Genomic DNA, 26,336 nt, shown 5'->3' with positions numbered 1-26,336 from the left:
GACGTGGATGGAAATCGTGACATGCTGCAACGTCCGGCAAACACTAATAGCGGCGAGAGCTGGGCCAACGCCGCAGCCGCCGGAAACCTGCCCGAGAGGCTGGTGATCGTCACCGATGCCTGGCACCCGCAGGTCAACGGCGTCGTGCGTTCGATCGAGAACACCAACCGCGAACTGGCGAAGATGGGCATCGAGGTTTCGATGGTGACGCCGGAGCGCTTCAACAGCATCCCCTGCCCGACCTATCCTGAGATCCGCCTGTCGATCGCCAATTACCGCCGCATCGCCCGCGAAATTGAAAAGCACAAACCCTCCTACGTGCATATCGCCACCGAAGGTCCTCTGGGGCTCACCGCCCGCCGCTGGTGCCTGAAGAACCGCATGCCGTTTTCGACGAGCTACCACACCCGCTTCCCGGAATACGTTTCCGCGCGCCTGCCGATACCGAAGAGCTGGCTCTACTCCTTCGTCCGGTGGTTCCATAATGGCGGCGCCGGCTGCATGGTGGCGACACCGAGCCTTGCCCGCGAACTGTCGGAAAAGGGCATCCGCAACCTCATGCCCTGGAGCCGCGGCATCGACGCCACGCAGTTCCGTCCGATGGAGCTCGAGGAAAACCCGTTCGGCCTGTCGCGCCCGATCTTCATAACCGTCGGCCGCGTGGCGCTGGAAAAGAATCTGCCGGCATTCCTCGATCTCGACCTGCCCGGTTCCAAGGTCGTCGTTGGTGATGGTCCGGCCCGCGCCGAGCTCGAAAAGCAATATCCCGAGGTCTTCTTCGCCGGCGTGCAGTTCGGCGAGGATCTGGCGAAAGCCTATGCCCAGGCCGACGTCTTCGTCTTTCCCTCGCTCACCGACACCTTCGGCAACACCATCCTCGAAGCACTGGCATCGGGCGTGCCCGTTGCAGCCTATCCGGTCACCGGCCCGCTCGATATCATCGGCGAGGACAGCGAAGTCGGGGCGCTCGACACAAACCTGCAAACAGCCTGCCTTGCCGCCCTCTCCGCCTCGCGTATCAAGGCGCGTGAACTCGCCATGCAATATTCCTGGGAAGCGGCGACGCTGCAGTTCATCAACAATATCCGCGCCGCCAACGGCGTGATCACGCCGAAATGGAAGAAGGCCTGGCAATTTGCCACCAAGTCGCTTCCAAGAAGCAGAAAGCCCGGCGAAACCGCCGGGCCTGTCCCGTCCGCGGACTGATCGCTCTTGCTTGTGCAAGGCGCTGTGGACGGCAGGTGTTTCGGCGATGGCGTTTAGAAGCACGAAGCAACTGCGATGCAGCAGACTTCACCCGCTGCCGGCCGAGATCGTGGCGCTGCGCGAGGCGTTGATCGGAAGCGCTGCTGAAGGGCCGGAATGGCTATCGCAGTGCTTATGATACCCCCAGAGGGGGGTGGCCACACGGCACACGCCCAACTCCACAAAACGCCACGAATCAGCGTCAACCCAAGCCTACGTCCGTCTCTTCTTGCCTTCGAACGGATTGTCAGGCGAGCGGAAATGGATGCGGATCGGCACGCTCGGCATGTCGAAATCGGCGCGCAAGCCGTTGATCAGATAGCGTGTATAGGATTCCGGCAGCGCATCCGAGCGGGTGCAGGAGATCATGAAGGCCGGCGGGCGGGCTTTGACTTGCGTCATATATTTCAGCTTGATGCGGCGGCCGGAAACGGCCGGTGGCGGATGCTGAATCTGCTGCGTCTCCAGCCAACGGTTGAGCCGCGCCGTCGAGATGCGCTTGTTCCAGACCTTGTCCGTGTCGATGATCGACTGCATCAGCTTGTCGAGCCCCCAGCCGGTCTGGCCGGAGATCGGCACGGCGCGAATGCCGCGCGCCTGCGGCAGCAGCCGGTCGGTCTTTTCGCGCAAGTCGGCAAGCACCGCCTGCCGGTCTTCGATCATGTCCCACTTGTTGAAGGCGAGCACGGCGGCACGGCCCTCGCGCAGCACCAGGTCGACGATCTGCAGGTCCTGTTTCTCGAAAGGGATCGTCGCATCGAAGACGATGACGACGGTTTCGGCAAAGCGGATGGCGCGCAGTGCATCGGCAACCGAAAGCTTCTCCAGCTTCTCGATCACCCGCGCCTTGCGGCGCATGCCTGCCGTATCGAACATCTTGATGGTGCGGCCGCGCCAGTCCCATTCGACCGAAATAGAGTCGCGAGTGATGCCCGCCTCCGGTCCGGTCAAAAGCCGATCCTCGCCGAGGAAGCGATTGATCAGTGTTGACTTGCCGGCATTCGGCCGGCCGACGATCGCCACCCTGAGCGGCTTGGTCTCGTCATAGGCCGGCTCTTCGTCCTCGTCGCTGCCCCCGCCTTCGGTCTGCGGAATGTCGACGTCAGTGACGGCGACATCCTCGTTGGCGGGATAGGCTCGGTCCTCGCCGATTGCCGCAACGATGGCGTCGCGCAGGTCGAGCATGCCCTGCCCATGTTCGGCCGAAATCGGCGTCGGTTCGCCGAGCCCGAGCGTATAGGCGTCGTAAAAACCGCTGTCTGAGCCGCGCGCTTCGGATTTGTTGGCAACGAGCACCACCGGCTTGCCGCGCCGGCGCAGCATTTCGGCAAGGTCGGTATCGACGGGCGTCAGTCCGCTCTTGGCGTCAACGACGAAGAGCGAAAGATCCGCCTCGTCGATCGCCGCTTCCGTCTGCGCCCGCATCCGGCCCTGCAGGCTCTCCGCGTCGGCCTCTTCCAGACCAGCCGTGTCGATGATCGTGAAAGTCAGGCCCATCAGCCGCGCATCGCCCGGCCGACGGTCGCGGGTTACACCCGGCGTGTCATCGACAAGCGCCAGCTTCTTGCCCACCAGCCGGTTGAAAAGTGTCGACTTGCCGACATTCGGGCGACCGACGATGGCGACCGTGAAACTCATTCTTCTTCCTTAAACTCAGCCCTGAGCGGCGGGCGCCTTGCCGGATGCAGTAATCAGATCAAGCATCATATGGGCGCGATTGGCAACATTGCGCGGGCTGTCGGTATCGTCGACGATCGACTGGAACCACTGCCGCGCCTGCGCCATGTTGCCGGCCTTATAGGCGGCAAGGCCGAGTGCCTCACGCGCCGAATGGCGGAAGGCGTTGCCCGGTACGGCCATTTCCTCGATGGCCGCCGAAACCTGCTCGTAAGAGCCGTTCTCGATGAGCAGCCAGCCTGCACGCATCTTGGCGGCATCACGTACGGCCGCGGGAACGCCATTGTCCTTGCCGATCTCGTTGAAGGCGGCGATTGCCGCTGCGCTATCGCCCTTCTGCGCCTGAACGGTCGCGGCCCGCATGCGCGCCAGCACCGGATAGGCGCCATGGCCTTCCTTCTCGAGCTTGTCGAGCGCGGCGAGCGCCTCGTCGTTCTTATTCTCGTCGGCAAGTTTCATCGCCGCCAGGAACTGATCGCCGGTGCCCGACGAGCGGTTGTCGTCCCAATACTCGTAGACGACCTTGCCGGCGGTACCGACGACGATCAGGATGGCGACAGCAATGATATAGCGGCCGAACCGGCGCCAGACGCCCTTCATCTGGTCAGACCGCAATTCCTCATTGACTTCACGGATGAAGCTGTCGTCGTTGAATGCCATTCTCGTCTCCGGCCGCGGAAATACCCACACGCTGTGCAAAACGCACATAGTCGGGCCTTCTACTCCATTTTGCCGCCGTTGTAAGGGGGATGTGAAAGATTAGAGCGCCGCGCGTCCAACAGGACGCGCTAAGGACGCTCTAACGCTTTGAATCCGCGCATAATCCTTTCCGAAAATCGGAATCTATTTTCGAGGTTATGCGTCGGTCACATGACGAGCGGCGAAACCCCGATCAACCATTCGTGCAGCTTCCAGATGATCAGCGCCCAGACGACGATGCCGATGACAACAGCATAGAGATCGTATTTGGCCGAGACGAACGGCCGGAGCGTGATCTCGCCCGCCCGCTGCCGCCGTTTAAGCGAAATGCGCAGGATGACGCCCCAGGCGAGAAAAGCGCCAAACAGCAGCACCGACGATGTCTCGCCATTGGCGAGCAGATGCGCCAGCGCCCAGATCTTCACCGACAGCACCATCGGATGTTTGGTCTTGGTCGCGATATGCCCCGCTGGCAGCAGCGAGGCGACGAGACAGATCATCGCGATCAGCATCAGCGTGATTGTTATATGCGCCATCCAGACCGGCGGATTGTAAAGCACGCCGGTCACATGGCGCGCCTGCCCGAAGCCGTAGATCAAAAGGATCAGCGTGGCGATGCTGGCAATCGAATAGACCGCCCGCCAGCCCTTCTCGCCGAGGCTCGCGATCATCGAACGACGAAAGTCCGGCAACACCACCCGCACCAGATGCACCCCGAGGAAAAGTATGATGCCGACGATAAGCAATGTCATTGTGGATCCCTTCCGTGCCGTTTGTCATGGCTTACCGGCTGGCGTGAAAAAACGCCAGCGAGACCGCAGCTTCGCCGCAATTCTATCGGAGGAAACCGCGAACAAATTGTCGCGGTGTCCATGTCCCGTCTTCTCCTCTCCACCTGCCTTTCTGTTTCGCTTCTCATCGCGGCAATTGCCGAGGCGGCCGACCGACCGAAACAGCTCGTCATCATTTCCTTCGACGGCGCCCACGACAATGCGCTCTGGTTGAAGAGTCGCGAGATGGCGGCGAAGAACGGCGCCCACTTCACCTATTTTCTCTCCTGCACTTTCCTGATGAACGAGGCGGCGAAGAAGGCCTACCAGGCGCCACACCAGAAACGCGGAAAATCCAATGTCGGCTTCGCCCAGAGCGACGACGAGATCCGCGAGCGCCTCGGCAATATCTGGCACGCCCATCTCGAAGGCCACGACATATCTAGCCACGCCTGCGGCCATTTCGACGGCCGCCTCTGGAGTGAGGCCGACTGGTCGGCCGAATATGCCACCTTTCGCGCGACCTTGAAGAATGCCTGGAGAAGCGTCGGCCTCCAGGAGCCGGCCGGGTGGCAGGATCTGGTCGATCACGGCATCGAGGGCTTTCGCGCGCCCTATCTGTCGGCGACAGCGGGCGCTGACATGATCGCCGCCGAAAAGAAGGCGGGCCTCAGCTATGACGCGAGCCTCGTCACCAAGGGCCCTGCCATGCCTGTCGAGGAAGACGGCATCATCCGCTTCGGCCTGCCGCTGATCCCCGAAGGCCCGAGCGAAAAGCCGATCATCGGCATGGACTACAATCTCTTCGTCCGCCACTCCAAGGGTGAGGAAGACACCGCCGGTTCCGCAGAATTCGAGAACCGCGCCTACGCCGCCTTCAAGGAGGCGTTCGACAAGCAATATGCCGGCGCCCGCATTCCGCTCCAGCTCGGCTTCCACTTCGTCGAAATGAACGGCGGCGCCTACTGGCGTGCTCTTGACCGACTGGTCAGCGACGTCTGCCACCGAACGGATGTGGCTTGCGTCAGCTATTCGGAAGCGATCCCGATGATCGAGGTGCGCGGGAAATTGCAACAGACGTCGGGGCTCTGAAGAGCCAATTATCTGGACGAACCGACGTGCCGTGCGGCCCCCTCATCCGCCTGCCGGCACCTTCTCCCCGCTGGGGAGAAGAGATCTGTTGCGACGCTGCGATTCCCCCTTCTACCCGGCGGGGAGAAGGTGCCGGCAGGCGGATGAGGGGGCCGCACGCGCCGACATTTCGATTACGGACAAGCCCCGCCCATCAACCGTCAGCGTGCACGACGCCCGTCTCACGCTCCAGGTAGCGCTGGTCGATTTCAGGCAGCGGTTCGTCGTCGATTGCGGCCTCGAAGGCCTTGAGGCGTTTGTGGATCGACAGAAGCTCGATGATCGTCGTCCAGGAGTTGACGAGATACTGGAACGAGTTGCTGACCTGGCCGAATGCGGTCGAGATCTGCTGGAAGATACCGTAAGTGATAGTGCCCGCCACGATCGTCGGCACTAGCATGAAGACCACGAAGAGCGCGTCGGCCTGGATGTAGAAATAACGGGCGACATTGAAATACATGTAATGGAAATACATGCGGTAATAATTGCGACGGACGTTACCGAACAGCTCCCTGACTGTCAGCGGGTCAGCCCGTTCCGCATGGTCCTCGCCATAGACGAGCTCCTTGCGATAAGCTGCTTCGACGCGCTGGTTGCGGAAATTCAGCCCCGGCAGCTTAACGCCGGCGACCGCCAGCAGAAGCGTGCCGAACGCCGACCAGAACAGCGCCAGCCAAAAGAGCGAGTTCGCCACCGGCCCAATGAACGGCAGTTCGGTCACGTAATGCGACAGCGCCAGAAGGATCGGAAGGAATACCACGAGCGTCATCACCGAGTTGATCAGGCTGATACCAAGACCTTCGAGCGTGCTCGAAAAGCGCATCGTATCTTCCTGAACGCGCTGGGAGGCGCCTTCGATATGACGAAGCTTTTCCCACTTCGACATGTAGAAATTGTTCATCGCCGTTCGCCAGCGGAAGATGTAATGGCTGGTGAAGAAGTCGGTCATGATCGACACGAACATGCTGAGGAATGCGATCTGGCAGAAGAGCCACATCAAGGTGTAGAAATTCTCGACGGAAATGCCTGGCTGCTTCGACAATGCGTTCTGCAGAAGGTCACCAAACGGCCGGCGCCAGTTATTGATCACAACGCTGATCTGGACGCCGAAGTAGGTCACGAAGATGATCAGTGCCGAACCCCAGATCGACCAGATCTTCCAGGGGTGGTTCAGCGCCCTCAGATGCCATGCACCGCAGAAGATCACCGCCGACAGAAGGAAATAGCTGTAGAACCAGACATTTTCGGGCAGCAGGAAGAACGAAAGGTCGATCGGTTGCTGCTCTTCGGGAACCGGCGCATAGCCAAGCGATACACCGAGACTGGCGGCGAAGAGATACCAGCCGGCAATGGAAATCAGGGTCCAAACAACGAGCGAAGTAAAGAACGCCTTTGGCTGCGGAAAAAAGGAATGAAACACGGGAGGCTTTGCTTTCCTGAACTGTGAGTCTCGGGAGTGTCGTCGAACACTGATTGTGCCGGAAACTAAGGCAGTTCGAAGGACGCAGCAATGGGTTCGGCCGATTGTTACGGAGATGTAACCGGTTAAGCGATTTTCTTGATCACCGGCATCACCAGCGCTGCGCAGACGACGAGGGCCACGGCGGCGATCACTGTCGGGACGGTGAAGCTGCCTACGCGCTCGGCGATCCAGCCGGCAACGACAGGCCCGACGATCTGACCGACGCCGAAGGCAGCCGTCATCATCGCCAGGATCCGCCGCGGACTGTCAGGCGAAAGTTTGCGGCCGATCTGCAGTCCGTAAGCGGTGATCGCCAGGAACGTCGCCCCGAACAGCGCTCCACCGATCAGCGGTGCGACGGAAGGTGGCAGCGCCACCGTCGCGAGCACCCCGGCGGCCTCGACCAGAAGAGCTGCGACATAGACCCCGCCAAGCCCGAGCGGCCGGACCAGAGGCTTCCAGGCAAACAGCGCTACCGCAGCCGTCAAGCCGGCGACGAACCAGCAGAGGAATTCGACGAAGGGTCCCGTTGCAGAAAGGCGCGCGATGGTGACGAGGAAGGTCGCGGTGATGACGTAGCCGAAGCCGAACAGGCCGTAAGACAGCGTCAGCAGCACCATCGGCCGGTTCCAGATGAGCGCCGGCTCCTTGCCTGCCTGCGCCGATTGCGCCGGCGACGACGGCAGCAGCAAGAAAACGACGACGAGGCTTGCCGCGCAATAGAGCGCCCCGCCGATCCAGTCGGCGCGCCAACCGCCCGGCCCGCCGTGAAAGCCGAGGCCGATCAGCAGCACCATAACCGAGGACAGCGCGATACCCGCCCCCGGCCCGCCGAAATGCGCCGCCTGCACATGGTCGTTACCGGCAGCAGCCCCGTGGCTGAGCACGATCGACGAGGTGAAGACCATCGCAAAGGCACTGGCGACACCGGCCAGGAAGCGAATGATGGCAAAGACGACGACGGAATCAGTGGCCGCCATGGCGGCAAGCAGGATCGCGGTTGCCAGCAGCGACAGCAGCGCCACCAGCCGCTCCCGTCCGGCCGCCCAGCCATAGGCGGCAAGCACGGCACCGACGAGATAACCGACGAAATTCGCCGATGCGATGAAGCCGGCATCTGCCGCCGAAAGCGGCACGCCGCTGATCATACCGGGCAGGATCGGCGTGTAGGAGAAGCGCCCGAAGCCCATGGCGGCGGCCATGGCAATGGCGCCGGCAGCGGCGGTGGAGACAAGATCCGGCGAGGAGTGACGGATGCGCTCGAGCATGCAGCGCTTATCGCGCCGCAGCATCGGTGGCACAATCAAGTAATTCTGATCGATTGATCAATTTCCCGAAACGCCGGAAATTTTCACCTTCTCTTGAAAAGAGTTATCTTACGATATATGTTTTACGACATAGTCAACGATACATCTAACGATGAAGGGAAGAACCATGAGAGGTTTTAAAGGCGGCATGTTCGGCGGAGATTTCCGCATGGGCCGCAAATTTGCGGCTGGTGATCTCCAGCTCGTCATCCTGGCCCTGCTCGCTGAGCAGCCGCGCCACGGCTATGAATTGATAAAGTTGCTGGAGGAGCGGTCCGGCGGCTTCTACGTGCCGAGCCCCGGCGTCATCTATCCCGCTCTCACCTATCTCGAGGAAACCGGCCTTGCCGAGGTCGAGGTGGAGGGCGCCAAGAAGCTCTACCGTATCACCGATGCCGGCCGTGGCCGCGTCGAGGAAAACCGCGCGATGATCCTGCATACCTTCGCCAAGCTGGAACGCATCGGCGAGAAGATGGCCCATGTGAAGCGTGTCTTCGAAACCGACCGTCACGGCGCCGACGAAGGCGATGACGGCGATTTCATGCAGGACGGTGGTGATATCCGCGCCGCCCGCATGCTGCTGCGCTCGGCCATGCGGATGCGCTATCCCTGGTCGAAACCCGAAGCCGCCCGCATCGCCGGCATCCTCGAACGCGCCGCCACCGAAATCCTGCAAGGCGGCAGGCCGGGAACGCCGGGCTGAGGACGAGAGCCGAATGGTGAGGCGATCGTTCGTGGCAGGCAAGAAGCGACGTTGCGGCAGGACCCTTCGAGGCTATGCCCTACGGGATCTGCACCTCAGGGTGAGGTGCGTTTGAGGATGCCGCAAAGGTGTGGAGAATGCACGGCTTCTGCTGCCAACGCGTGAAGCCTCCAAGAGAGCCTCACCCTGAGGTGCCCCGCAGGGGCCTCGAAGGGCGAGGCGGGTGCTCCCACCCAGCCGGAATAACACCGGTCCCAGCCCTAAGCCCGTTCATCCGGCAAGGTCAGAACCACCGGCCCGTTACGTGTCGCCACCACCGTGTGTTCGTATTGCACGGTCGGCGCCTTCGGATCGGCATAGAGCGTCCAGGCATCGTCGCCGCCTTCGGCCCATGTCGCGCCGAGTGAGAGAAACGGCTCAACGGTGAAGACGAGGCCTTCCGTCATCATCCGTTTTTCCGAAGGATCCGGCCAGGTCGAGAGTTCGGCCGGCTCCTCGTGCAGCGAGCGGCCGACGCCGTGGCTCGCCAGATTGGCGACCAGCGTATAGCGGTTCTTCTGCGCGAAGGCACCGACGGCAGTGCCGATCTTCGCCAAGGGTTCGCCCGATTTCACCTGGTTGAGCCCGACCCAGAGCGCCCGCTTGCCGTCGCGGCAAAGCCGCTCGATCTTCGGCTTCACCGGCGGCATCGCGAAGGAGGCACCGGTATCGGCAAAGAAACCATCCTTTTCCGCCGAGACGTCGATGTTGATGAGGTCGCCGGCGCGGATGACGCGCGGGCCGGGAATACCGTGGGCGATTTCCTCGTTGATACTGATGCAGGTGGCACCGGGAAACTGGTAGCAGAACTCCGGCGCCGAGCGCGCGCCCGAACCCTCGAGCACCTTGCGGCCGATCTGGTCGAGCTCCAGCGTCGTCATGCCAGGCTCCATCGCCGCCGCCATCACCTGGATGGCGTTAGCACAGATGCGGCCGATCTCCTTGAGCTTTACCAACTCGTCGTCGTTTGCGATAACCATTCGTCTGTTCCGACCTTGCGCAGGACGGCCGTGGCCGCCCTAGAGCGCCGCGCGTTCGACAGGACGCGCTATAACTTTGAAGTGGCGCACAATCCCTTCCGAAAATCGATTCCGATTTTCGTGGGTATGCGCCAATCAAGCCGTGGCTTTCGCCTCTTCGCTGCTATCAGTCAACGCCTTTCTGACGATCGGCGCGACTTTCGTACCGTAAAGCTCGATGCCGCGCATGATCTCGGCATGCGGCATCAGACCGATCGCCATCTGCAGCAGAAAGCGATCGTTCTTGAAAAGAGCGTGATGGGCGATGATCTTTTCGGCGACCACCTCGGGATCTCCGACGAAGAGCGCACCGTTCGGACCGCGCGACATGTCGAAATGCGACCGGTTCGTCGGCCCCCAGCCGCGCTCGCGGCCGATGCGGTTCATCACCTCGGCCTGCGGACCGTAGAACTGGTCGGCGGCGGCCTCCGTCGTATCGGCGATGAAGCCGTGGACGTTGATGCTGGTCTTCAGCTTCGCCTGATCCTGCCCTGCCCGGCGCGCGGCCTCGCGGTAGAGATCAAAGAGCGGCGCGAAACGGCGCGGCTCGCCGCCGATGATCGCCAGTGCCACCGGCAGGCCCAACGCGCCGGCGCGCGCCACCGACTGTGGCGTACCGCCGACCGCGACCCAGAGCGGCAACGGATCCTGCAGCGGCCTGGGATAAACACCGCGCCCATTGATCGGCGCGCGAAGCTCGCCCTTCCACTCCACAACCTCTCTGTCGCGCAGCGCCAGCAGCAGATCGAGCTTCTCCTCGAAAAGCTGGTCGTAGTCTTCGAGATTGTAGCCGAACAGCGGGAAGGACTCGATGAAGGAACCGCGCCCGGCCATGATCTCGGCTCGGCCGTTGGAAATCAGGTCGAGCGTCGAAAACTGCTGGAAGACGCGCACCGGATCATCGGAGGAGAGCACGGTGACCGCACTGGTCAGCCGGATGTTCTTCGTCTTGACGGCGGCGGCCGCCAGCGCGACCGCGGGAGCCGACGCCGCATAATCCGGCCGATGATGTTCGCCGAGCCCGAAGACGTCGAGCCCCACCTGATCGGCAAGCTCGATTTCCTCGATGAGATACTTCAGCCGTTCGGCCGCTTCCGCGCCCTTGCTGCGGGAAGGGTTGGGATTGACGTCGGCGAATGTGTAAAGCCCCAGTTCCATCATCGGCATCCTGTTGAATTCTCGGCTGAGATAAGGATGCCGGGGATGGAGCGCAAATACAAATTCTGGAACGGAATGTTCGAGAATTTCGATGGGCGGCATTGTGTTTCGGACGGCCGATGGACTTCACCGCAAGACGGCAAAGAGTCCTCGCGCCGTGGACACGGCACCGCTGGAGTCTTGTGGCTTGGCTCCCTCTTCTCCCCAGCGGGGAGAAGGTGGCTCGAAGGGTCGGATGAGGGGGCCGCGCGGCACTACGTCATTCATTGCTCTTCGCTTGCGCTACGAGCATTCGCGGCACCGCCGCTCACCCCCTCAACCGCCTGCCGGCACCTTCTCCCCGCTGGGGAGAAGAGATTCGTGGCAGCGTCTTTGTCCCGCTTCTCCTCGGCCGGGCAAAAAGATCACGGAGGTTGCGAGCATAGAATAAATCCGGGGCGATCCAGACCCCGAACCGACCAGAACAATCAATTCGAATCTGAATTCAACGGCTTCGCAGCACCGGCGGAATCATCTTTCGAACCGCCTCAAATCTTGCTTGAAGCGTCAGGACGACGCGGTCTCGCGGCGCCGCTCACATCTTCGCCAGCAACTCCGCCAGTTGGTCCGCAGCCTTGCCCCATCCTTGGTGGAAACCCATCTTCTCGTGTGCTTCCTTGTCCTCGGCGCGCCAGTGCAGCGCCTTGGCGGTATATTTGGTGCGACCGTTGCCGAGATCTTCGAGCAGGATGACGCCCGTGAAGAAAGGTTTCTCGGAAGGCACCCAGGCGCTGGTGTAGGCATCGGTGAAGACGATCTTCTCGTTCTCGACGATTTCGAGATAGACGCCACGGTTCGGGTATTGATTGCCCTCGGTGTCATGCATGACGACGACGTTGGAACCGCCGGGGCGGACGTCGAGCGTTGCTTCCGCCACACCCCAGGGACGCGGCACGAACCACTGCTTCAGCAAGGCGGGATCGGTCCAGGCCTTGTAAATCTTCTCGCGTGGCGCGTCGAATTCGCGAACGAGGACGAGTTCATGTTGCGTGCTGGCGGTCATGTCGACATCTCTCCATTTGGATGAAACCTGTTTCCTGTCAGGCTGTTACAAGGACGTGTTGAAGTTCGCTGTTCCGACAACGCACCGGCTTTTTCGCATTTTATTTTGCGATCGGCTGCGTGGCCTCTTCCTGCATCTTGTCGATCTGCCGGCGGATATGGGCTGCTTCAGCGGCCGAATGGGCGAGCGCAATGGCGCGGTCGAAGGCTTCTCGTGCCTGGCTGGTCAAGCCAAGCTGCTTCAGCAGCCCGCCCCGTAAGCCGTGATAGTAGAAATAGCCCCCGAGTTTTTCGCCAAGCGGATCGATGAGGTCGAGCGCATCCTGCGCACCCTGGAGCTTGGAGACGACGACGGCCCGGTTTAGCGTTATGACAGGCGACGGCTGGAGACGCTCCAGCGCGCGATAGAGCAGATCGATCTCCACCCAATCTGTATCCTCGGCGCGTTTTGCACGGGAATGAACAGCGGCGATGGCTGCCTGAATCTGATAAGGAGCGGGCTGACGATGGCGCAGCGCCTTGTCGAGCAGCGCTAAAGCCTCGTTGATGAAGGGTTGGTTCCAGAGCGACCGGTCCTGATCTTCGAGCAGCACGATCTCGTCCCCGGCGTTGAAGCGCGCCGGCCGGCGCGAGATCTGCAGGAGCATCAGTGCAAGCAACCCCATCAGCTCCGGTTCCGACGGGAAGATATGCAGCATCAACCGAGCTAGCCGGATCGCTTCGTCGCTGAAGGCAGCCGCCTCATGCCTGGGATCCGCCTGACTGTAGCCCTCGTTGAAGATCAGGTAGATCATCGTGCTGACGATCGAGAGCCGCTCGGCCCTCTCCTGCGGGCTCGGTGTTTCGAAAGGCACACCTGCCCTGGCGACGCGCGCCTTGGCCCGGGTGATGCGCTGTTCCATGGCGCTCTCGGAAACCAGGAAGGCACGTGCGATCTGCGGCACTGAAAGGCCGGAGACGATGCGCAGCGCCAGCGCGATCTGCTGGGTCGCGGGTAGATCGGGATGGCAGCAGATGAACAGCAGCCGCAGAATATCGTCGCGATAATGGGAATCGTCCAGCCGCTCGACGATGTCGCTTTCGGCATCCTCGGTATCGGAGATGACGTCCTCATCCGGCAAAGCCTGGATCTTCGCCCGCTTGCGCACCGCATCGATGCCGCTGTTTCGTCCGACGAAGATCAGCCAGGCCGTGGGATCGCGCGGTGGCCCTTTCTCCGGCCATGTCCGGATCGCCCTCAGACACGCCTCCTGAAACGCCTCTTCCGCGGTATCGAGATTGCGAAAATAGCGCAGCAGCGCGCCGAGCGCCTTCGGGCGGGCAGAGGCAAGCGCGAGGTCGATCCAGGCAATGTCTGTCATGATGAAGCATCTCCGGGCCTGAAGACGTAGAAAGGCCGAATTTCGTAAGAGGTGGAACCTGGATTGACGGATGAAAGCTGCTTCGAGAAGGCGATCGCCTCGTCGAGCGTTTCGAAGTCGACCACGTAGAAGCCGAGAAGCGCCTCTTTCGTTTCCGCAAAAGGCCCATCGATGACCAAGGGCTCGTCCCTGCCCTTGCGCACCGTGGTCGCAGCCGTCGTCGGCATCAGCCGTCCGACAGGGCCGAGCCTGCCGGATGCGGCAAGCGGCTCCTGCACGGCGTAGAGTTTCTCCATGACGGCAGCTTCCTCCTCCTTGGTCCAGGCGAAGACGGTTTCCTCATGGGCGTAACAAAGGATTGCATAAAGCATCGCTCACTCCTCTTTTTGAATGACGAAGGAGTAACCGCTTACCCGACAGGCCGCATCAAAAAATTATTGACCGGAAATTCGTGATCTTCCCGAATACGGCGCCGCAGTAGCCGCAGAAATAGCTGAGCATCTCCCGGGAACGAGTGGAATTATATCGCGGCGCCGCCTGCCCCTTACCCTTCGCTTAGAGTCCGTTTGACCGCGTTCTTCCAACCCTTGAGCTTTGCCGCCCGCACCTTCTCGTCCATCTCAGGCTCAAACCGCCGATCCCGTTTCCACGTCGCCGAAAATTCGTCCCGGTCCGGCCACAGCCCTGCCCGGCTGCCGGCGAGCCAGGCGGCCCCGAGCGCCGTCGTCTCCAGGATCACCGGGCGATCGACCGGCGCATCGAGCAGGTCGGCAAGGCGCTGCATCGTCCAGTTAGAGGCCACCATGCCGCCGTCGACGCGCAGCACCGTGTCGTCAGTGCCGTTCTTCCAGTCCTTCTGCATGGCATCGAGCAGGTCGCGGGTCTGATAGCAGACGGCTTCCAGTGCCGCCCGGGAGAGTTCCGCCGGACCGCTGTTGCGCGTCAGCCCGAAGATCGCCCCCCGTGCCGTGGCATCCCAATGCGGCGCCCCGAGGCCGGTGAAGGCGGGCACGAGATAGACCTCCTGCGTCGGATCTGCCCTTCCGGCAAGCGCGTTGGTCTCGGCAGCGCTGCCGATGATGCCGAGCCCGTCCCGCAGCCATTGCACGGCTGCACCCGCGATAAAGATCGAACCTTCCAGCGCATAGGTCGTCTGGCCATTCAGGCGATAAGCGATAGTGGTCAGCAGCCGATTTTTGGACCGCACCATGTCGGCGCCGGTGTTGAGCAGCGCGAAGCAGCCGGTTCCGTAAGTCGATTTCATCATGCCCGGGGCAAAACACGCCTGGCCGATGGTTGCCGCCTGCTGGTCGCCGGCCACGCCGAGGATCGGGATAGCAGCACCGAAAATATCAGGATCGACCGTGCCGAAATCGGCGCCGCAATCCTTCACTTCAGGCAGCATGGCAGCAGGCACCCTCAGAATCTCGAGCAGATCCTCATCCCAGGCGTTTTCGGCAATGTTGTACATCAGCGTGCGCGAGGCATTGGTGGCGTCGGTGAGGAAGCTCTTCCCACCCGTCAGCCGCCAGATCAGGAAGGTGTCGATCGTGCCGAAGCAGAGATCGCCCCTGACAGCGCGCGCCCGCGCGCCCTTCACGTTTGCAAGCATCCAGGAAAGTTTGGTACCGGAAAAATAAGGATCGAGGATGAGGCCGGTCTTCTTCGTGAACAGCCGTTCGAGATCCTGTCTTTTCAGATTGTCGCAATAGCTTGCCGTGCGCCGGTCCTGCCAGACGATGGCATTCTGGATCGGTCGGCCCGTCTCGCGCTCCCAGACGACCACCGTCTCGCGCTGATTAGTGATGCCGAGTGCTGCAAGATCCCTAGCCTCGATCCCGGCATTGCGCAGCGCCATGTGGACGGTGGAGACGACCGAATCCCAGATTTCCTCGGGATCGTGCTCGACCCAGCCGGAGCGGGGGTAGATCTGGGTAAATTCTTTCTGGCCCTTGCCGACGACCTGCATGTCGCCATCGAAGACGATCGCCCGCGTCGACGTCGTTCCCTGATCGATCGCCAGAACATATCCGCTCATGAAAACCCTCCCTCAGCATGTCAATTGTCGTGACAAATCAATAGGACACGGATGCGGGCGAGAAAAGCGAATAAAGCGGAATTGCCAGCCCGCCGGCTTTGGGCATAACCTCGCAGCCAACGCTGCAACGCAGCATCGTGATTTCAGGGAGAACAGCATGAGCAGAACAGTCGTCGTCACCGGTTCCACCAGCGGCATCGGCCTTGCGATCGCCACTGCCTTCGCCGAAACGGGCGACAACGTCGTTATCAACGGTTTCGGAAAAGCCGATGAAATCAAGGCGATCGTCGGGCGGCTTGAATCAGTATCGAAGGGACGGGCGATCTACCATCCGGCCGACATGACCAAGCCCGCCGAGATCGCTGACCTGATCGAAACGGCAGCGAAAACCTTCGGCGGCGTCGATGTCCTGGTCAACAATGCCGGCATCCAGCACGTCGAGAAGATCGAGGATTTCCCGATCGAGAAATGGGATCAGATCATCGCGATCAATCTGTCGAGCTCCTTTCATACCATGCGCGCCGCGATCCCGCTGATGAAGGCTAAGAAGTACGGCCGCATCATCAACATCGCCTCGGCCCACGGGCTCGTCGCGTCCCCCTTCAAATCCGCCTATGTCGCGGCAAAACATGGTATATTAGGCCTGACGAAGACGGCGGCGCTGGAGCTTGCCGAATTCGGCGTAACCGTGAACGCCATCTGCCCCGGCTACGTACTGACACCGCTCGTCGAGAAACAGATACCGGACACCGCCAAGGCGCGCGGCATGACCGAGGAGCAGGTGAAGAGCGAGGTCATCCTCAAGGCGCAGCCGACGCATGAATTCGTCAAGGCCGAGGAAATAGGCGCACTGTCGCTCTACCTCGCCAGCGATGCCGCCCGGCAGGTGACCGGAACGCACATCTCGATTGACGGTGGCTGGACAGCGGCTTAACCATTTGGAAAAACAACAACGGGAATATCATGAACGACAGTATCCGCTTCATCCTGAATGGCGAGGACATCACGCTCACCGATGTCAGGCCAATCGAGACGCTTCTCGATTTTCTGCGGTTGAAGCGGCGGCTGACGGGCACCAAGGAAGGATGCGCGGAAGGCGATTGCGGCGCCTGCACCGTGCTCGTCGGCCGGCTGGCCGATGGCAAGCTTATCTATGAATCGGTCAATGCCTGTATCCGTTTCATGGGCTCCTTACACGCTACGCATGTGGTGACGGTGGAGAATCTGGCCGGCAGAGACGGCGCGCTGCATCCGGTGCAGCAGGCATTGGTCGATTGCCACGGCTCGCAATGCGGCTTCTGTACCCCTGGTTTCGTCATGTCGCTTTACGGTCTCTGGCTCGCCAAGGAAAAGCCCAGCCGCCAGGAAATCGAAAAGGCACTGCAAGGCAATCTCTGTCGCTGCACCGGCTATGAGCCGATCGTCAGGGCCGCCGAGCAGGTAAGCATGATGCGGCCGAGCACGCTCTTCGATCCATTGCAGCGGACGCGTTCAGAAATCGTCGCCCGGCTCTGGGCGATGCAGGCGAGCGGCACCATCAGCATTACGAATGGCGAAGACCGGCTGATCGTACCGGCTTCCATGGAGGCGCTGGCAGGAATCCTTTCGCAGGAACCCGACGCGACCATCGTCGCCGGCGCGACCGATGTCGGCCTCTGGGTGACGAAGCAGATGCGCAGGCTGAGCCCGGTGGTTTTCATCAATCACCTCAGCGAATTGCAGTCGGTCACGGAAGGCGAAGACGGCATCACCATCGGCGCCGGCGTCAGCTACACCAAGGCCTTCGAGGCAACCTCCAAGAAAATCCCGGCGCTCGGGCGGCTGATCGATCGCATCGGCGGCGAGCAAGTGCGCAACATGGGCACGATCGGCGGCAACATCGCCAACGGCTCGCCGATCGGCGACAGCCCGCCGCCGCTGATCGCGCTCGGCGCGACGCTGACGCTGCGCTCCGCAAACGGCACGCGCACGCTGCCGCTCGAGGATTTCTTCATCGCCTATGGCAAGCAGGACCGGAAACCCGGCGAATTCGTCGAAAGCGCTTACGTGCCCTATCCCAAGGGAACCAGCCGCTTTGCCGCCTACAAGATCACCAAGCGCCGCGACGAGGACATCACCGCCGTGCTCGGCGCTTTCCTGTTGACCCTTGACGAGGCCGAGATGATCACCGACATCCGCATCGCCTTCGGCGGCATGGCGGCGACGCCGAAACGCGCCCGCACGGTGGAAGCCGAACTGATCGGCAAACCGTGGGCGGAAGCGACGATCGAGGCAGCCCGCCCCGCATTCGATGTCGATTACCAGCCGCTGACCGACTGGCGTGCCACGGCTGAATACCGCCAACTGACGGCGAAGAATCTGCTGACGCGGTTCTATCTTGAGACCGTCGGCGCGCCGGCGGAGCTGAAGCGGTTCGAGGAGTTGGCGTGATGAAAAAAGCGACCGTAAGCGCCAGCCGTCCCCCTCATCCGCCTGCCGGCACCTTCTCCCCGCTGGGGAGAAGAGACATGCCGCAGGGCCAGCGCCAAACCATCAAGGCTGAATTTTCGCTGAGACAGCACCACGTGCTCCTCTCTCTTCTCCCCAGCGGGATTAGGCCGCGAGCGCCGGGAGCACCGGCGATGGGCAACCTTTCGGCAGGGAGGCGCTAATGGATAAGTCCACCTTCGAAGACCGTAAGCTTAACATATCAGGCCCGATGCACGGCTCGCTGCGGCATGATTCAGCGCATAAGCATGTCACCGGAACCGCCGATTATATCGACGATATTCCGGAACCCGCAGGTCTGTTGCATGGCGCCCTCGGCCTCTCCGACCGGGCGCATGCCGAAATCCTCAGCATCGACCTTTCTGCGGTCGCCGCGCATCCCGGCGTCGTCTGGGTCTTCACCGGCAAGGATGTCCCTGGCGTTAACGACGTCAGCTCCAACGGCAGCCATGACGAGCCGCTGCTGGCCGAAACTTTAGTTCAGTTCCATGGCCAGCCAATCTTTGCCGTCATCGCCGAGACGCGTGATGCCGCCCGCCGTGCCGCACTGCTGGCAAAGGTAGACTATCGCGACCTGCCGCATTGGAGCGACATTGACGGCGCGCTCGCCAATGGCGGCCCGCTCGTCATCACGCCGATGACGCTCCGGCGCGGCGAGCCGGATACGGAAATGACGAATGCCGCCATGCGCCTGAAAGGTCAGATGCGCATCGGCGGGCAGGAGCATTTTTACCTCGAAGGCCATATCGCTGTGGCTATCCCCGGCGAGGACGACGAGGTCACGGTCTGGTCCTCGACGCAGCATCCGAGCGAGATCCAGCACATTGTCGGCCACGTGCTTGATATTCCCTCGAACGCCGTGACCGTCAACGTGCGCCGCATGGGCGGCGGCTTCGGCGGCAAGGAGACCCAGGGAAATCAGTTCGCAGCGCTTGCCGCCATCGCCGCCAAGAAGCTCGGCCGCGCGGTCAAATTCCGTCCGGACCGCGACGAGGATATGAGCGCCACCGGCAAGCGCCATGATTTCCTCGTCGATTATGAGCTCGGCTTCGACGCCGAAGGCCGTATCCACGCGGTCGACGCGACCTATGCGGCGCGCTGCGGCTTCTCCTCGGACCTCTCGGGACCGGTGACCGACCGTGCCCTCTTCCATGCCGATTCCAGCTATTTCTATCCGCATGTGCATCTGACCTCGAAGCCGCTGAAGACGCATACCGTCTCCAACACCGCCTTTCGCGGCTTCGGCGGGCCGCAGGGCATGCTCGGCGCCGAACGCTTCATCGAGGAGATCGCCTATGCGGTCGGCAAGGATCCGCTTGATGTCCGCAAGCTGAATTTCTACGGCCAGCCGGGCTCCGGACGCACTCTCACCCCCTACCACCAGGAGGTCGAGGACAATATCATCGCCCGCGTCGTCGAGGAGCTGGAGGAAACGGCCGAATACCAGGCACGGCGTAACGCCATCATCGCCTTCAACCGCGACAGCCGCTATATCAGAAAGGGCATCGCGCTGACGCCGGTGAAATTCGGCATCTCCTTCACCATGACAGCCTTCAACCAGGCCGGCGCCCTCGTCCACATCTACCAGGACGGCTCGATCCACCTGAACCATGGCGGCACCGAAATGGGCCAGGGCCTCTATACCAAGGTGGCGCAGGTGCTGGCCGACAGCTTCCAGGTCGATATCGACCGCGTCAAGATCACCGCGACGACGACGGCCAAGGTGCCGAACACTTCGGCCACTGCCGCCTCCTCCGGCTCGGACTTGAACGGCATGGCCGCCTATGACGCTGCTCGCCAGATCAAGGAACGGCTGGTGGCCTTTGCCGCCGAAAAATGGGATGTTGGGGCCGCCGACGTCGCCTTCCTGCCGAACCGCGTGCGCGTCGGCGAGATCGAGATCCCCTTCCCCGATTTCATCAAGCAGGCCTATTTCGCCCGCGTCCAGCTTTCCGCCGCCGGCTTCTACAAGACGCCGAAGATCCACTGGGACCGCAAGGCCGGCCGCGGCACGCCCTTCTATTATTTCGCCTACGGCGCCTCCTGCACCGAGGTGTCGATCGATACGTTGACCGGCGAATATCTGATCGACCGCACCGACATCCTCCACGATGTCGGCCGCTCGCTGAACCCGGCGATCGATATGGGCCAGGTCGAAGGCGGCTTCGTGCAGGGCCTAGGCTGGCTGACGACGGAAGAACTCTGGTGGGACGACAAGGGCCGGCTGCGCACCCATGCCCCCTCGACCTACAAGATCCCGCTCGCTTCCGACCGCCCGAAGATCTTCAACGTGCGCCTTGCCGAATGGTCCGAGAACACTGAGGCCACCATCGGCCGCTCCAAGGCCGTCGGAGAGCCGCCTTTGATGCTGGCGATCTCGGTGCTGGAAGCGCTGTCGATGGCGGTAGCAAGTGTGGCCAACTACAAGGTCTGCCCAAGGCTCGACGCCCCGGCGACGCCGGAGAGGGTGCTGATGGCGGTCGAGCGGATGAAGCGGGTGTAGAGATGCGAACGCGTCCGGCTGGTTTGTTGGTTGAGCAGGACGGACAGAAAGCTTGGAGTGAGCGATACCCCCCTCTGTCCTGCCGGACATCTCCCCCACAAGGGGGGAGATCAGCAAAACGGAATGCTCTGCGCTTCGCTATCCTGCCGCTACATCACGAAAGTCCGACGCTGCGCCACGACTTCTCTGTTCCGGGAAGCCGCTGCCTCATACCGATCTCCCCCCTTGTGGGGGAGATGTCCGGCAGGACAGAGGGGGGTGACACACCCGCGAACCCATCGGCCAACCACCCATGACCGACATCTACCCCTTCCTCGCCGCCCAGCCAGACTGCATCCTCGTCGATATCACCGGCACGCAGGGCTCCACCCCGCGTGAGGCCGGCACCTTCATGCTCGTCTCGGCTGAAGCCCTATGGGGCACGATCGGCGGAGGGCAGCTCGAGTTCATGGCGATCGCGAATGCGCGGGACATGCTCGCGGGAACCGGCGGAATGGCGCAGATGGATGTCCCGCTCGGACCTGACATCGGTCAGTGCTGCGGTGGGCGCACACAGTTGCGGTTTCGCCGGGTGACGCAGGCGGTTGCCGAAGAAATCGAGGCCAGGCTAACCAGTGAGGTCGAGCGTCTGCCGGAGGTCTATCTCTTCGGTGCCGGCCATGTCGGCCGGGCGCTGGCAACAGCCCTTGCGCCGCTGCCGCTGTCGGTGACGGTCGTCGAGACGCGGCGGGAGGAACTCGCCAACCTGCCTTCCAAGACGAAGACGCGGCTCATGCCGATGCCGGAAGCGCTGGTGAAGAATATTCCGGCCGGCGGCGCGGTCGTCATCCTGACGCACGACCACGCGCTGGATTTCCTCATTGCCCGCGAGGCGCTTCAGAGAACCGACCTCGCCTATACCGGCATGATCGGCTCGGCGACCAAGCGCGCCACCTTCGCAAGCTGGCTTTCCCGTGAAGGCGGCGGAGAGCCCGGCTGGATGGAGCGGCTGACGCTGCCGATCGGCGGCGCGGTGGTCAGGGACAAGCGCCCTGAGGTTATCGCCGCCATGACCGCCGCCGAGATCCTGACGGCGCTTGGCGCCTACCGCATGCGCTCGTCTTCGTAGTAGGGATCGCGTCCATCGAGGAAACCGAGATCGCGCTTGACGCGATCGGGGGCCGCATTGAGATCGAGCCGGGGTAGATGGCGGAAACGATCGGCGCCGCTTGCCAGCCAGCCGGCAAGACGCCGGAAAATCTGGATTCTCTGCTCCGGCCGGCCCTCTTCGATAACATGGCAGTCCATGAGATCACCTCGATAGATTGATGGTATGAGTTGCAGTTTGCCGCCAAAAATGCTGCAATTCCAATCGAACGACCGTCTGCCTGCATCAAGAGAACTTATCCATGAAACTCTCCAAACAATTCCCGCTGAATGCGCTGCGCGTCTTCGAGGCTGCTGCCCGGCTCGGAAGCTTCACCAAGGCGGGCGACGAGCTCGGCATGACGCAGACGGCCGTCAGCTACCAGATCAAGCTGTTGGAGGAGAATGTTGGCGAGCCGCTCTTCCTGCGCCGTCCCCGCCAGATCGCACTGACGGAGACCGGCGAGCGGCTGGCGCCGAAGGTGACCGAAGCCTTTGCCATGCTGCACGACGCGATGGCAACGGCGCGCGACAGCGTCGAAGGCACGCTCGCGATCAGTTCGACCCATACCTTCGCCTCGAAATGGCTGGCGCCGCGCCTCGGCTCCTTCCACTTGAAGCATCCGGCAATCGCGGTGCGCTTTCAGGCGAGCTCTGACATCATCGACTTCGCCCGCGAGCAGATCGACGTCGGCATCCGCTGGGGCGACGGCAACTGGCCGGGGCTGACGCTGCACCGGCTGATGGGTCTGGAGTTCACGCCGATGCTGAGCCCGAAGCTGGCGGAGACGGCAGGCGGCATCAGGGAGCCGCGCGATCTCCTGAAGTTCGATCTCTTCGACGCCGGCGACATCTGGTGGAAACAATGGTTCGAGGCAGCAGGCGTCACCGAGACGGATCTCGATCGGCGCCCGCGCAACCAGCTCGGCTCGCAGGCAGTGGAAGCCGACGCGGCAATCGCCGGCCATGGCGTCGCCATCCTTCATCCTTCCTTCTATGCCGCCGAGATCGCGCTCGGCCGGCTCTATCAGCCCTTCGAACTGACCCGCAGCGACGGCAAGGCCTACTGGCTCGTCTACCCCGAAAACCGTCGCAACGTGCCGAAGATCAAGGCTTTCCGCAACTGGATCCTTGAGGAGATGAAGGCAGCCGGAAATTAGAGCATCGCACGCCGGACCCGTTTCATGAGCTGGGTCCGGTCCTGCGGTCCCGCCTTCAATATCCCATCTCCGGCGCGTAGAAACAGCGCGGCGTATCCTCGTTCGGGAACAGACAGAGATGATAGTCGTTGTCACCGGATTGCATCGCCTTCGTCATCGGCAGCAGGAAGACATGAGCATGCGTGACCATCCGGTGGTCGCCCGGCAGCAGCGTCACACGATATCCGCCTGGCGTCACTGCCACGCTTTTCGATGGGATCATCTGGCAATCGCCATTATGACTGTCGCCGTTACAACAATAGGGGTCGTAACTCCACCCCGAGGGTGCGTCGTGAGCCGTCGCCAACGACGCATAGGCAATCATCACACACGTCAGAATACTGCGCATCGGCATCTTCTCCGTCGATGAATGCGCCGCCGATGATCTAACGGTTCTTATTTTATTCCGGCGGCCTGCAAAAATAACTGTAATCGAGTCGTCGCAGTTCAAGATCTGCTGAATTAGCAGATTCAGTATAAGTCAGAGATAATGCACAGCCTTCTCGGCAGCTTTTAGGCACGCGACAGAAGATCGGTGATCCGACCGCGATCGGTAACTTCGGCAAAACGGCCGAAGATCTCGACGGGCGCGGCGATTCTGCCATTGCTCCTTGGCCGCGCCGGTCGTTGCGCGTGTGCAGTTCTTCAATCTCCTCTTCCCTCCCCGCCAAAATTTCCGCAATGTCACGAGTCGGAGGAAGATAGGGGAACTCGATGTATGAATATGCCATAGCATGGGAATGGCTCGCCTTCGCGGCGCGTTGGTTCCATGTCATTACCGCGATCGCCTGGATCGGATCGTCCTTCTATTTCATCGCGCTCGATCTCGGACTGGTGAAGCGCCCACATCTGCCAGCCGGCGCCTATGGCGAGGAATGGCAGGTCCATGGCGGCGGCTTCTATCATATCCAGAAATATCTGGTGGCGCCCGCACAGATGCCGGAGCACCTGACCTGGTTTAAATACGAGAGCTATTTCACCTGGATTTCCGGTTTTTTGATGCTGTGCATCGTTTATTACGGAGGCGCCGACCTCTTCCTGATCGACCGGCACGTGCTCGATATCAGCCCGCCCGTCGCGATCCTGATCTCGCTGGCATCGCTTGCCCTCGGCTGGGTCGCCTACGATCTGCTCTGCAAGTCGCCGCTTGGGCGGAACACCTGGGGACTGATGGCGGTGCTCTACGTCGTGCTCGTCTTCATGGCCTGGGGCTATACGCAGCTTTTCACCGGCCGCGCCGCCTTCCTGCATCTTGGCGCCTTCACCGCGACGATCATGTCTGCCAACGTCTTCATGATCATCATTCCGAACCAGAAGATCGTCGTCGCCGACCTCATCGCCGGACGGGTTCCCGATCCCAAATATGGGCAGGTCGCCAAGCAGCGTTCGCTGCACAATAACTACCTGACCCTGCCCGTCATCTTCTTCATGCTGTCGAACCATTATCCGCTCTCCTTCGGTACTCAGTTCAATTGGGTGATCGCGGCCTTGGTCTTCCTGATGGGCGTCACCATCCGCCACTGGTTCAACACGACGCATGCGAGGAAGGGCCGGCCGACCTGGACCTGGATCGTCACCGTGATCCTTTTCATCCTGATCATGTGGCTTTCGACTGTGCCGAAGCTGCTAACCGGCGAAACGGATGTCGCAGCGGTCGCGCCTGCCTTCCAGCAGTTCGCCGGCGATCCGCACTTCCCCGCCGTCAAGCAACTGGTCTCGACGCGCTGTTCCATGTGCCATGCAGCCGAGCCGGTCTATGAGGGCATTGTGCGGCCGCCGAAGGGCGTGATGCTCGAAAACGACGCGCAAATCGCCGCCCATGCCCGCGAGATCTATATACAGGCGGGCCGCAGCCATGCCATGCCGCCCGGCAACATCACCGACATCACGCCGGATGAACGCAAGCTGCTCGTCGCCTGGTTCGAGAGCGCAGTCGAAGGCAAGACACAATGACGACGACACTCCTGCGCGGCCGCCTGCTTTCCTTCCATCGCGCGCCGCTAAGCCTTACCGACAGCCAAAGCTATCTCTTCGAGGAGGATGGCGGCCTGCTGATCGAGAATGGGCTGATCGCGGCAATCGGCGCCTTTGCCGACGTCAAGGCAAAAGCAGCCGCGGACGCAGCCGAGATCGACCACCGCCCGCATCTGATCATGCCCGGCTTCATCGACATGCACCTGCATTTTCCGCAAATGCAGGTGATTGCCTCCTATGCGGCCAACCTGCTCGAATGGCTGAACACCTACACCTTTCCCGAGGAATGCCGATTCGTCGAAAGCGCGCATGCCGAAAGGATCGCCACGCATTTCTACGACGAGTTGATTCGCCATGGGACGACGACGGCGGTCGCTTATTGCTCCGTGCACAAGACCTCGGCCGACGCCTTTTTCGCCGAGGCGCTGAAGCGCAATATGCGCATGGTCGGCGGCAAGGTAATGATGGACCGCAACGCCCCGCAGGGCCTGCTCGACACGCCCGAGATGGGCTATGACGAGACCCGACAGGTGATATCGGACTGGCACGGCAAGGGCCGCAATCACGTCGCCATCACCCCGCGCTTCGCCATCACCTCGACACCGGCGCAGATGGAAGCAACATCGGCCCTTGCCCGCGAATTTCCCGACCTGCACATCCAGACGCATCTTTCGGAAAATCACGATGAGATCAAATTCACCTGCGAGCTCTATCCCGACGCGCTCGACTATACCGACATCTACGCCCGCTACGGCCTGCTCGGGCCGAAAAGCCTCTTCGGCCACGCCATCCACCTGTCCGAGCGCGAGGCCGATGTGATGAGCGAGGCAGGCGCCGTCGCCGTCCACTGCCCGACCTCGAACCTCTTCCTCGGCTCAGGCCTGTTTCCGCTGAAGGCGCTGGCGCGACGGGAAAAGCCGGTTCGCATCGGCGTGGCGACCGACATCGGCGGCGGTTCCAGCTATTCGATGCTGCGGACGATGGATGAGGCCTACAAGATCCAGCAGTTGCTCGGCGAACGGCTGAACCCGCTGGAAAGCTTCTATCTGATGACCCGCGGCAATGCCGAGGCGCTGTCGCTGGCGGACCGGATCGGTACGCTGGAACCCGGCACAGAGGCCGATCTCGTCGTTCTCGATGCAACGGCGACACCCGCCATGGCGCTGAAGATGGAAGTGGTGAAGACGCTGCCCGAGGAACTCTTCCTGCTGCAGACGATGGGCGACGATCGGGCGATCGCCGAGACCTATGTGGCCGGTGTTGCGTTGAAGGCGGGGCTTCGATGACACGCCCTTTTACTCTCGAATTTGGACCGTGAAAGCAGCCCGGCACGGCCATTTCCCGCAACACTCCTGCCAAATTCATGTTATGGCCGATAGCCGCATTCAGATGTGAAGG

23 protein-coding genes are annotated in these 26,336 nt (G+C 61.8%); 10 read left to right on the top strand and 13 right to left on the bottom strand.

The annotated features are described in order from the left end of the window. Positions 1-21: 21 nt before the first annotated feature. Entirely contained in the window at positions 22-1,206 is a 1,185-nt protein-coding gene (locus ACS4RR_RS08955; protein ID WP_170254710.1) for a glycosyltransferase family 4 protein, read from the top strand. Positions 1,207-1,458: 252 nt separating this feature from the next. On the opposite strand, the gene der is transcribed toward ACS4RR_RS08955, so the two are convergent. The 3 genes from der to ACS4RR_RS08940 form a co-directional block, all read right to left on the bottom strand. After that, complete coding sequence (gene der / locus ACS4RR_RS08950; RefSeq protein ID WP_170283073.1) at positions 1,459-2,883, bottom strand: ribosome biogenesis GTPase Der; 1,425 nt, start codon at positions 2,881-2,883, stop codon at positions 1,459-1,461. 15 nt (positions 2,884-2,898) lie between these two features. Further along, positions 2,899-3,582, bottom strand: a complete 684-nt coding sequence (locus ACS4RR_RS08945) for a tetratricopeptide repeat protein (protein ID WP_162116474.1) — start codon at positions 3,580-3,582, stop codon at positions 2,899-2,901. 206 nt (positions 3,583-3,788) lie between these two features. Continuing rightward, complete coding sequence (locus ACS4RR_RS08940; RefSeq protein ID WP_017965412.1) at positions 3,789-4,373, bottom strand: NnrU family protein; 585 nt, start codon at positions 4,371-4,373, stop codon at positions 3,789-3,791. 120 nt (positions 4,374-4,493) lie between these two features. Between ACS4RR_RS08940 and ACS4RR_RS08935 the strand changes: the two genes are divergently transcribed. Further along, positions 4,494-5,483 (top strand): polysaccharide deacetylase family protein, encoded by a 990-nt coding sequence (locus tag ACS4RR_RS08935; protein WP_456189979.1) that lies wholly within the window; start codon positions 4,494-4,496, stop codon positions 5,481-5,483. Between the two features lie 193 nt (positions 5,484-5,676). Here ACS4RR_RS08935 and sbmA read toward each other — a convergent pair whose 3' ends face one another. Together sbmA and ACS4RR_RS08925 are read right to left on the bottom strand one after the other, a co-directional pair. Then, entirely contained in the window at positions 5,677-6,942 is a 1,266-nt protein-coding gene (gene sbmA / locus ACS4RR_RS08930) for a peptide antibiotic transporter SbmA (RefSeq protein ID WP_456189978.1), read from the bottom strand. Between the two features lie 125 nt (positions 6,943-7,067). Then, on the bottom strand, positions 7,068-8,252 hold the full coding sequence (locus ACS4RR_RS08925) for a YbfB/YjiJ family MFS transporter (protein ID WP_456189977.1): 1,185 nt from the start codon (positions 8,250-8,252) through the stop codon (positions 7,068-7,070). Between the two features lie 166 nt (positions 8,253-8,418). On the opposite strand from ACS4RR_RS08925, the gene ACS4RR_RS08920 reads away from it, so the two are divergent. Then, entirely contained in the window at positions 8,419-8,994 is a 576-nt protein-coding gene (locus ACS4RR_RS08920) for a PadR family transcriptional regulator (RefSeq protein ID WP_456189976.1), read from the top strand. 260 nt (positions 8,995-9,254) lie between these two features. On the opposite strand, the gene map is transcribed toward ACS4RR_RS08920, so the two are convergent. The 6 genes from map to glpK all read right to left on the bottom strand — a co-directional run bounded on the left by map (position 9,255) and on the right by glpK (position 15,650). After that, positions 9,255-10,013: a type I methionyl aminopeptidase gene (map, locus tag ACS4RR_RS08915; RefSeq protein WP_456189975.1), complete on the bottom strand. Its 759-nt coding sequence runs from the start codon at positions 10,011-10,013 to the stop codon at positions 9,255-9,257. Positions 10,014-10,148: 135 nt separating this feature from the next. After that, complete coding sequence (locus tag ACS4RR_RS08910; RefSeq protein WP_170260675.1) at positions 10,149-11,210, bottom strand: LLM class flavin-dependent oxidoreductase; 1,062 nt, start codon at positions 11,208-11,210, stop codon at positions 10,149-10,151. A 574-nt stretch (positions 11,211-11,784) separates the two neighbouring features. After that, entirely contained in the window at positions 11,785-12,252 is a 468-nt protein-coding gene (locus ACS4RR_RS08905) for an SRPBCC family protein (RefSeq protein WP_260296780.1), read from the bottom strand. A 100-nt stretch (positions 12,253-12,352) separates the two neighbouring features. Continuing rightward, positions 12,353-13,612, bottom strand: coding sequence for an RNA polymerase sigma factor (locus ACS4RR_RS08900; protein ID WP_456189974.1), 1,260 nt, complete (start codon positions 13,610-13,612; stop codon positions 12,353-12,355). Further along, complete coding sequence (locus tag ACS4RR_RS08895) at positions 13,609-13,983, bottom strand: YciI family protein (protein ID WP_017965421.1); 375 nt, start codon at positions 13,981-13,983, stop codon at positions 13,609-13,611. Before ACS4RR_RS08895 ends, ACS4RR_RS08900 begins: the two co-directional genes overlap by 4 nt. Before the next feature lie 173 nt (positions 13,984-14,156). Beyond that, positions 14,157-15,650, bottom strand: a complete 1,494-nt coding sequence (glpK, locus tag ACS4RR_RS08890; protein ID WP_456189973.1) for a glycerol kinase GlpK — start codon at positions 15,648-15,650, stop codon at positions 14,157-14,159. A 157-nt stretch (positions 15,651-15,807) separates the two neighbouring features. On the opposite strand from glpK, the gene ACS4RR_RS08885 reads away from it, so the two are divergent. The 4 genes from ACS4RR_RS08885 to xdhC all read left to right on the top strand — a co-directional run bounded on the left by ACS4RR_RS08885 (position 15,808) and on the right by xdhC (position 21,748). Continuing rightward, on the top strand, positions 15,808-16,584 hold the full coding sequence (locus ACS4RR_RS08885) for a 3-hydroxybutyrate dehydrogenase (RefSeq protein WP_456189972.1): 777 nt from the start codon (positions 15,808-15,810) through the stop codon (positions 16,582-16,584). 29 nt (positions 16,585-16,613) lie between these two features. Further along, a complete protein-coding gene (gene xdhA / locus ACS4RR_RS08880) occupies positions 16,614-18,080 on the top strand; it encodes a xanthine dehydrogenase small subunit (RefSeq protein ID WP_456189971.1) in 1,467 nt (488 codons plus the stop codon). Positions 18,081-18,300: 220 nt separating this feature from the next. Beyond that, positions 18,301-20,640 (top strand): xanthine dehydrogenase molybdopterin binding subunit, encoded by a 2,340-nt coding sequence (xdhB, locus tag ACS4RR_RS08875; protein ID WP_222387028.1) that lies wholly within the window; start codon positions 18,301-18,303, stop codon positions 20,638-20,640. 292 nt (positions 20,641-20,932) lie between these two features. Next, positions 20,933-21,748: a xanthine dehydrogenase accessory protein XdhC gene (gene xdhC / locus ACS4RR_RS08870; RefSeq protein WP_456189970.1), complete on the top strand. Its 816-nt coding sequence runs from the start codon at positions 20,933-20,935 to the stop codon at positions 21,746-21,748. Here xdhC and ACS4RR_RS08865 read toward each other — a convergent pair. Beyond that, entirely contained in the window at positions 21,724-21,927 is a 204-nt protein-coding gene (locus ACS4RR_RS08865) for a hypothetical protein (protein ID WP_456189969.1), read from the bottom strand. The genes xdhC and ACS4RR_RS08865 overlap by 25 nt on opposite strands. Positions 21,928-22,028: 101 nt before the next feature. Between ACS4RR_RS08865 and gcvA the strand changes: the two genes are divergently transcribed. Continuing rightward, on the top strand, positions 22,029-22,925 hold the full coding sequence (gene gcvA / locus ACS4RR_RS08860) for a transcriptional regulator GcvA (protein ID WP_017965430.1): 897 nt from the start codon (positions 22,029-22,031) through the stop codon (positions 22,923-22,925). Positions 22,926-22,980: 55 nt separating this feature from the next. Here the strand turns inward: gcvA and ACS4RR_RS08855 are convergent, their stop codons facing one another. Next, on the bottom strand, positions 22,981-23,313 hold the full coding sequence (locus ACS4RR_RS08855; protein WP_026154268.1) for a hypothetical protein: 333 nt from the start codon (positions 23,311-23,313) through the stop codon (positions 22,981-22,983). Positions 23,314-23,678: 365 nt separating this feature from the next. On the opposite strand from ACS4RR_RS08855, the gene puuD reads away from it, so the two are divergent. Beyond that, a complete protein-coding gene (gene puuD / locus ACS4RR_RS08850; protein WP_456189968.1) occupies positions 23,679-24,917 on the top strand; it encodes a urate hydroxylase PuuD in 1,239 nt (412 codons plus the stop codon). Then, positions 24,914-26,224, top strand: coding sequence for a guanine deaminase (gene guaD / locus ACS4RR_RS08845; RefSeq protein WP_222387031.1), 1,311 nt, complete (start codon positions 24,914-24,916; stop codon positions 26,222-26,224). Before puuD ends, guaD begins: the two co-directional genes overlap by 4 nt. Positions 26,225-26,336 lie beyond the last annotated feature (112 nt).

Source organism: Rhizobium zaerense (assembly GCF_051810725.1).
In the GTDB taxonomy this organism is placed as follows: domain Bacteria; phylum Pseudomonadota; class Alphaproteobacteria; order Rhizobiales; family Rhizobiaceae; genus Rhizobium; species Rhizobium leguminosarum_I.
The sequence above is the reverse complement of the archived record's forward strand: the minus strand, read 5'-3'. Positions and strand labels throughout refer to the sequence as shown.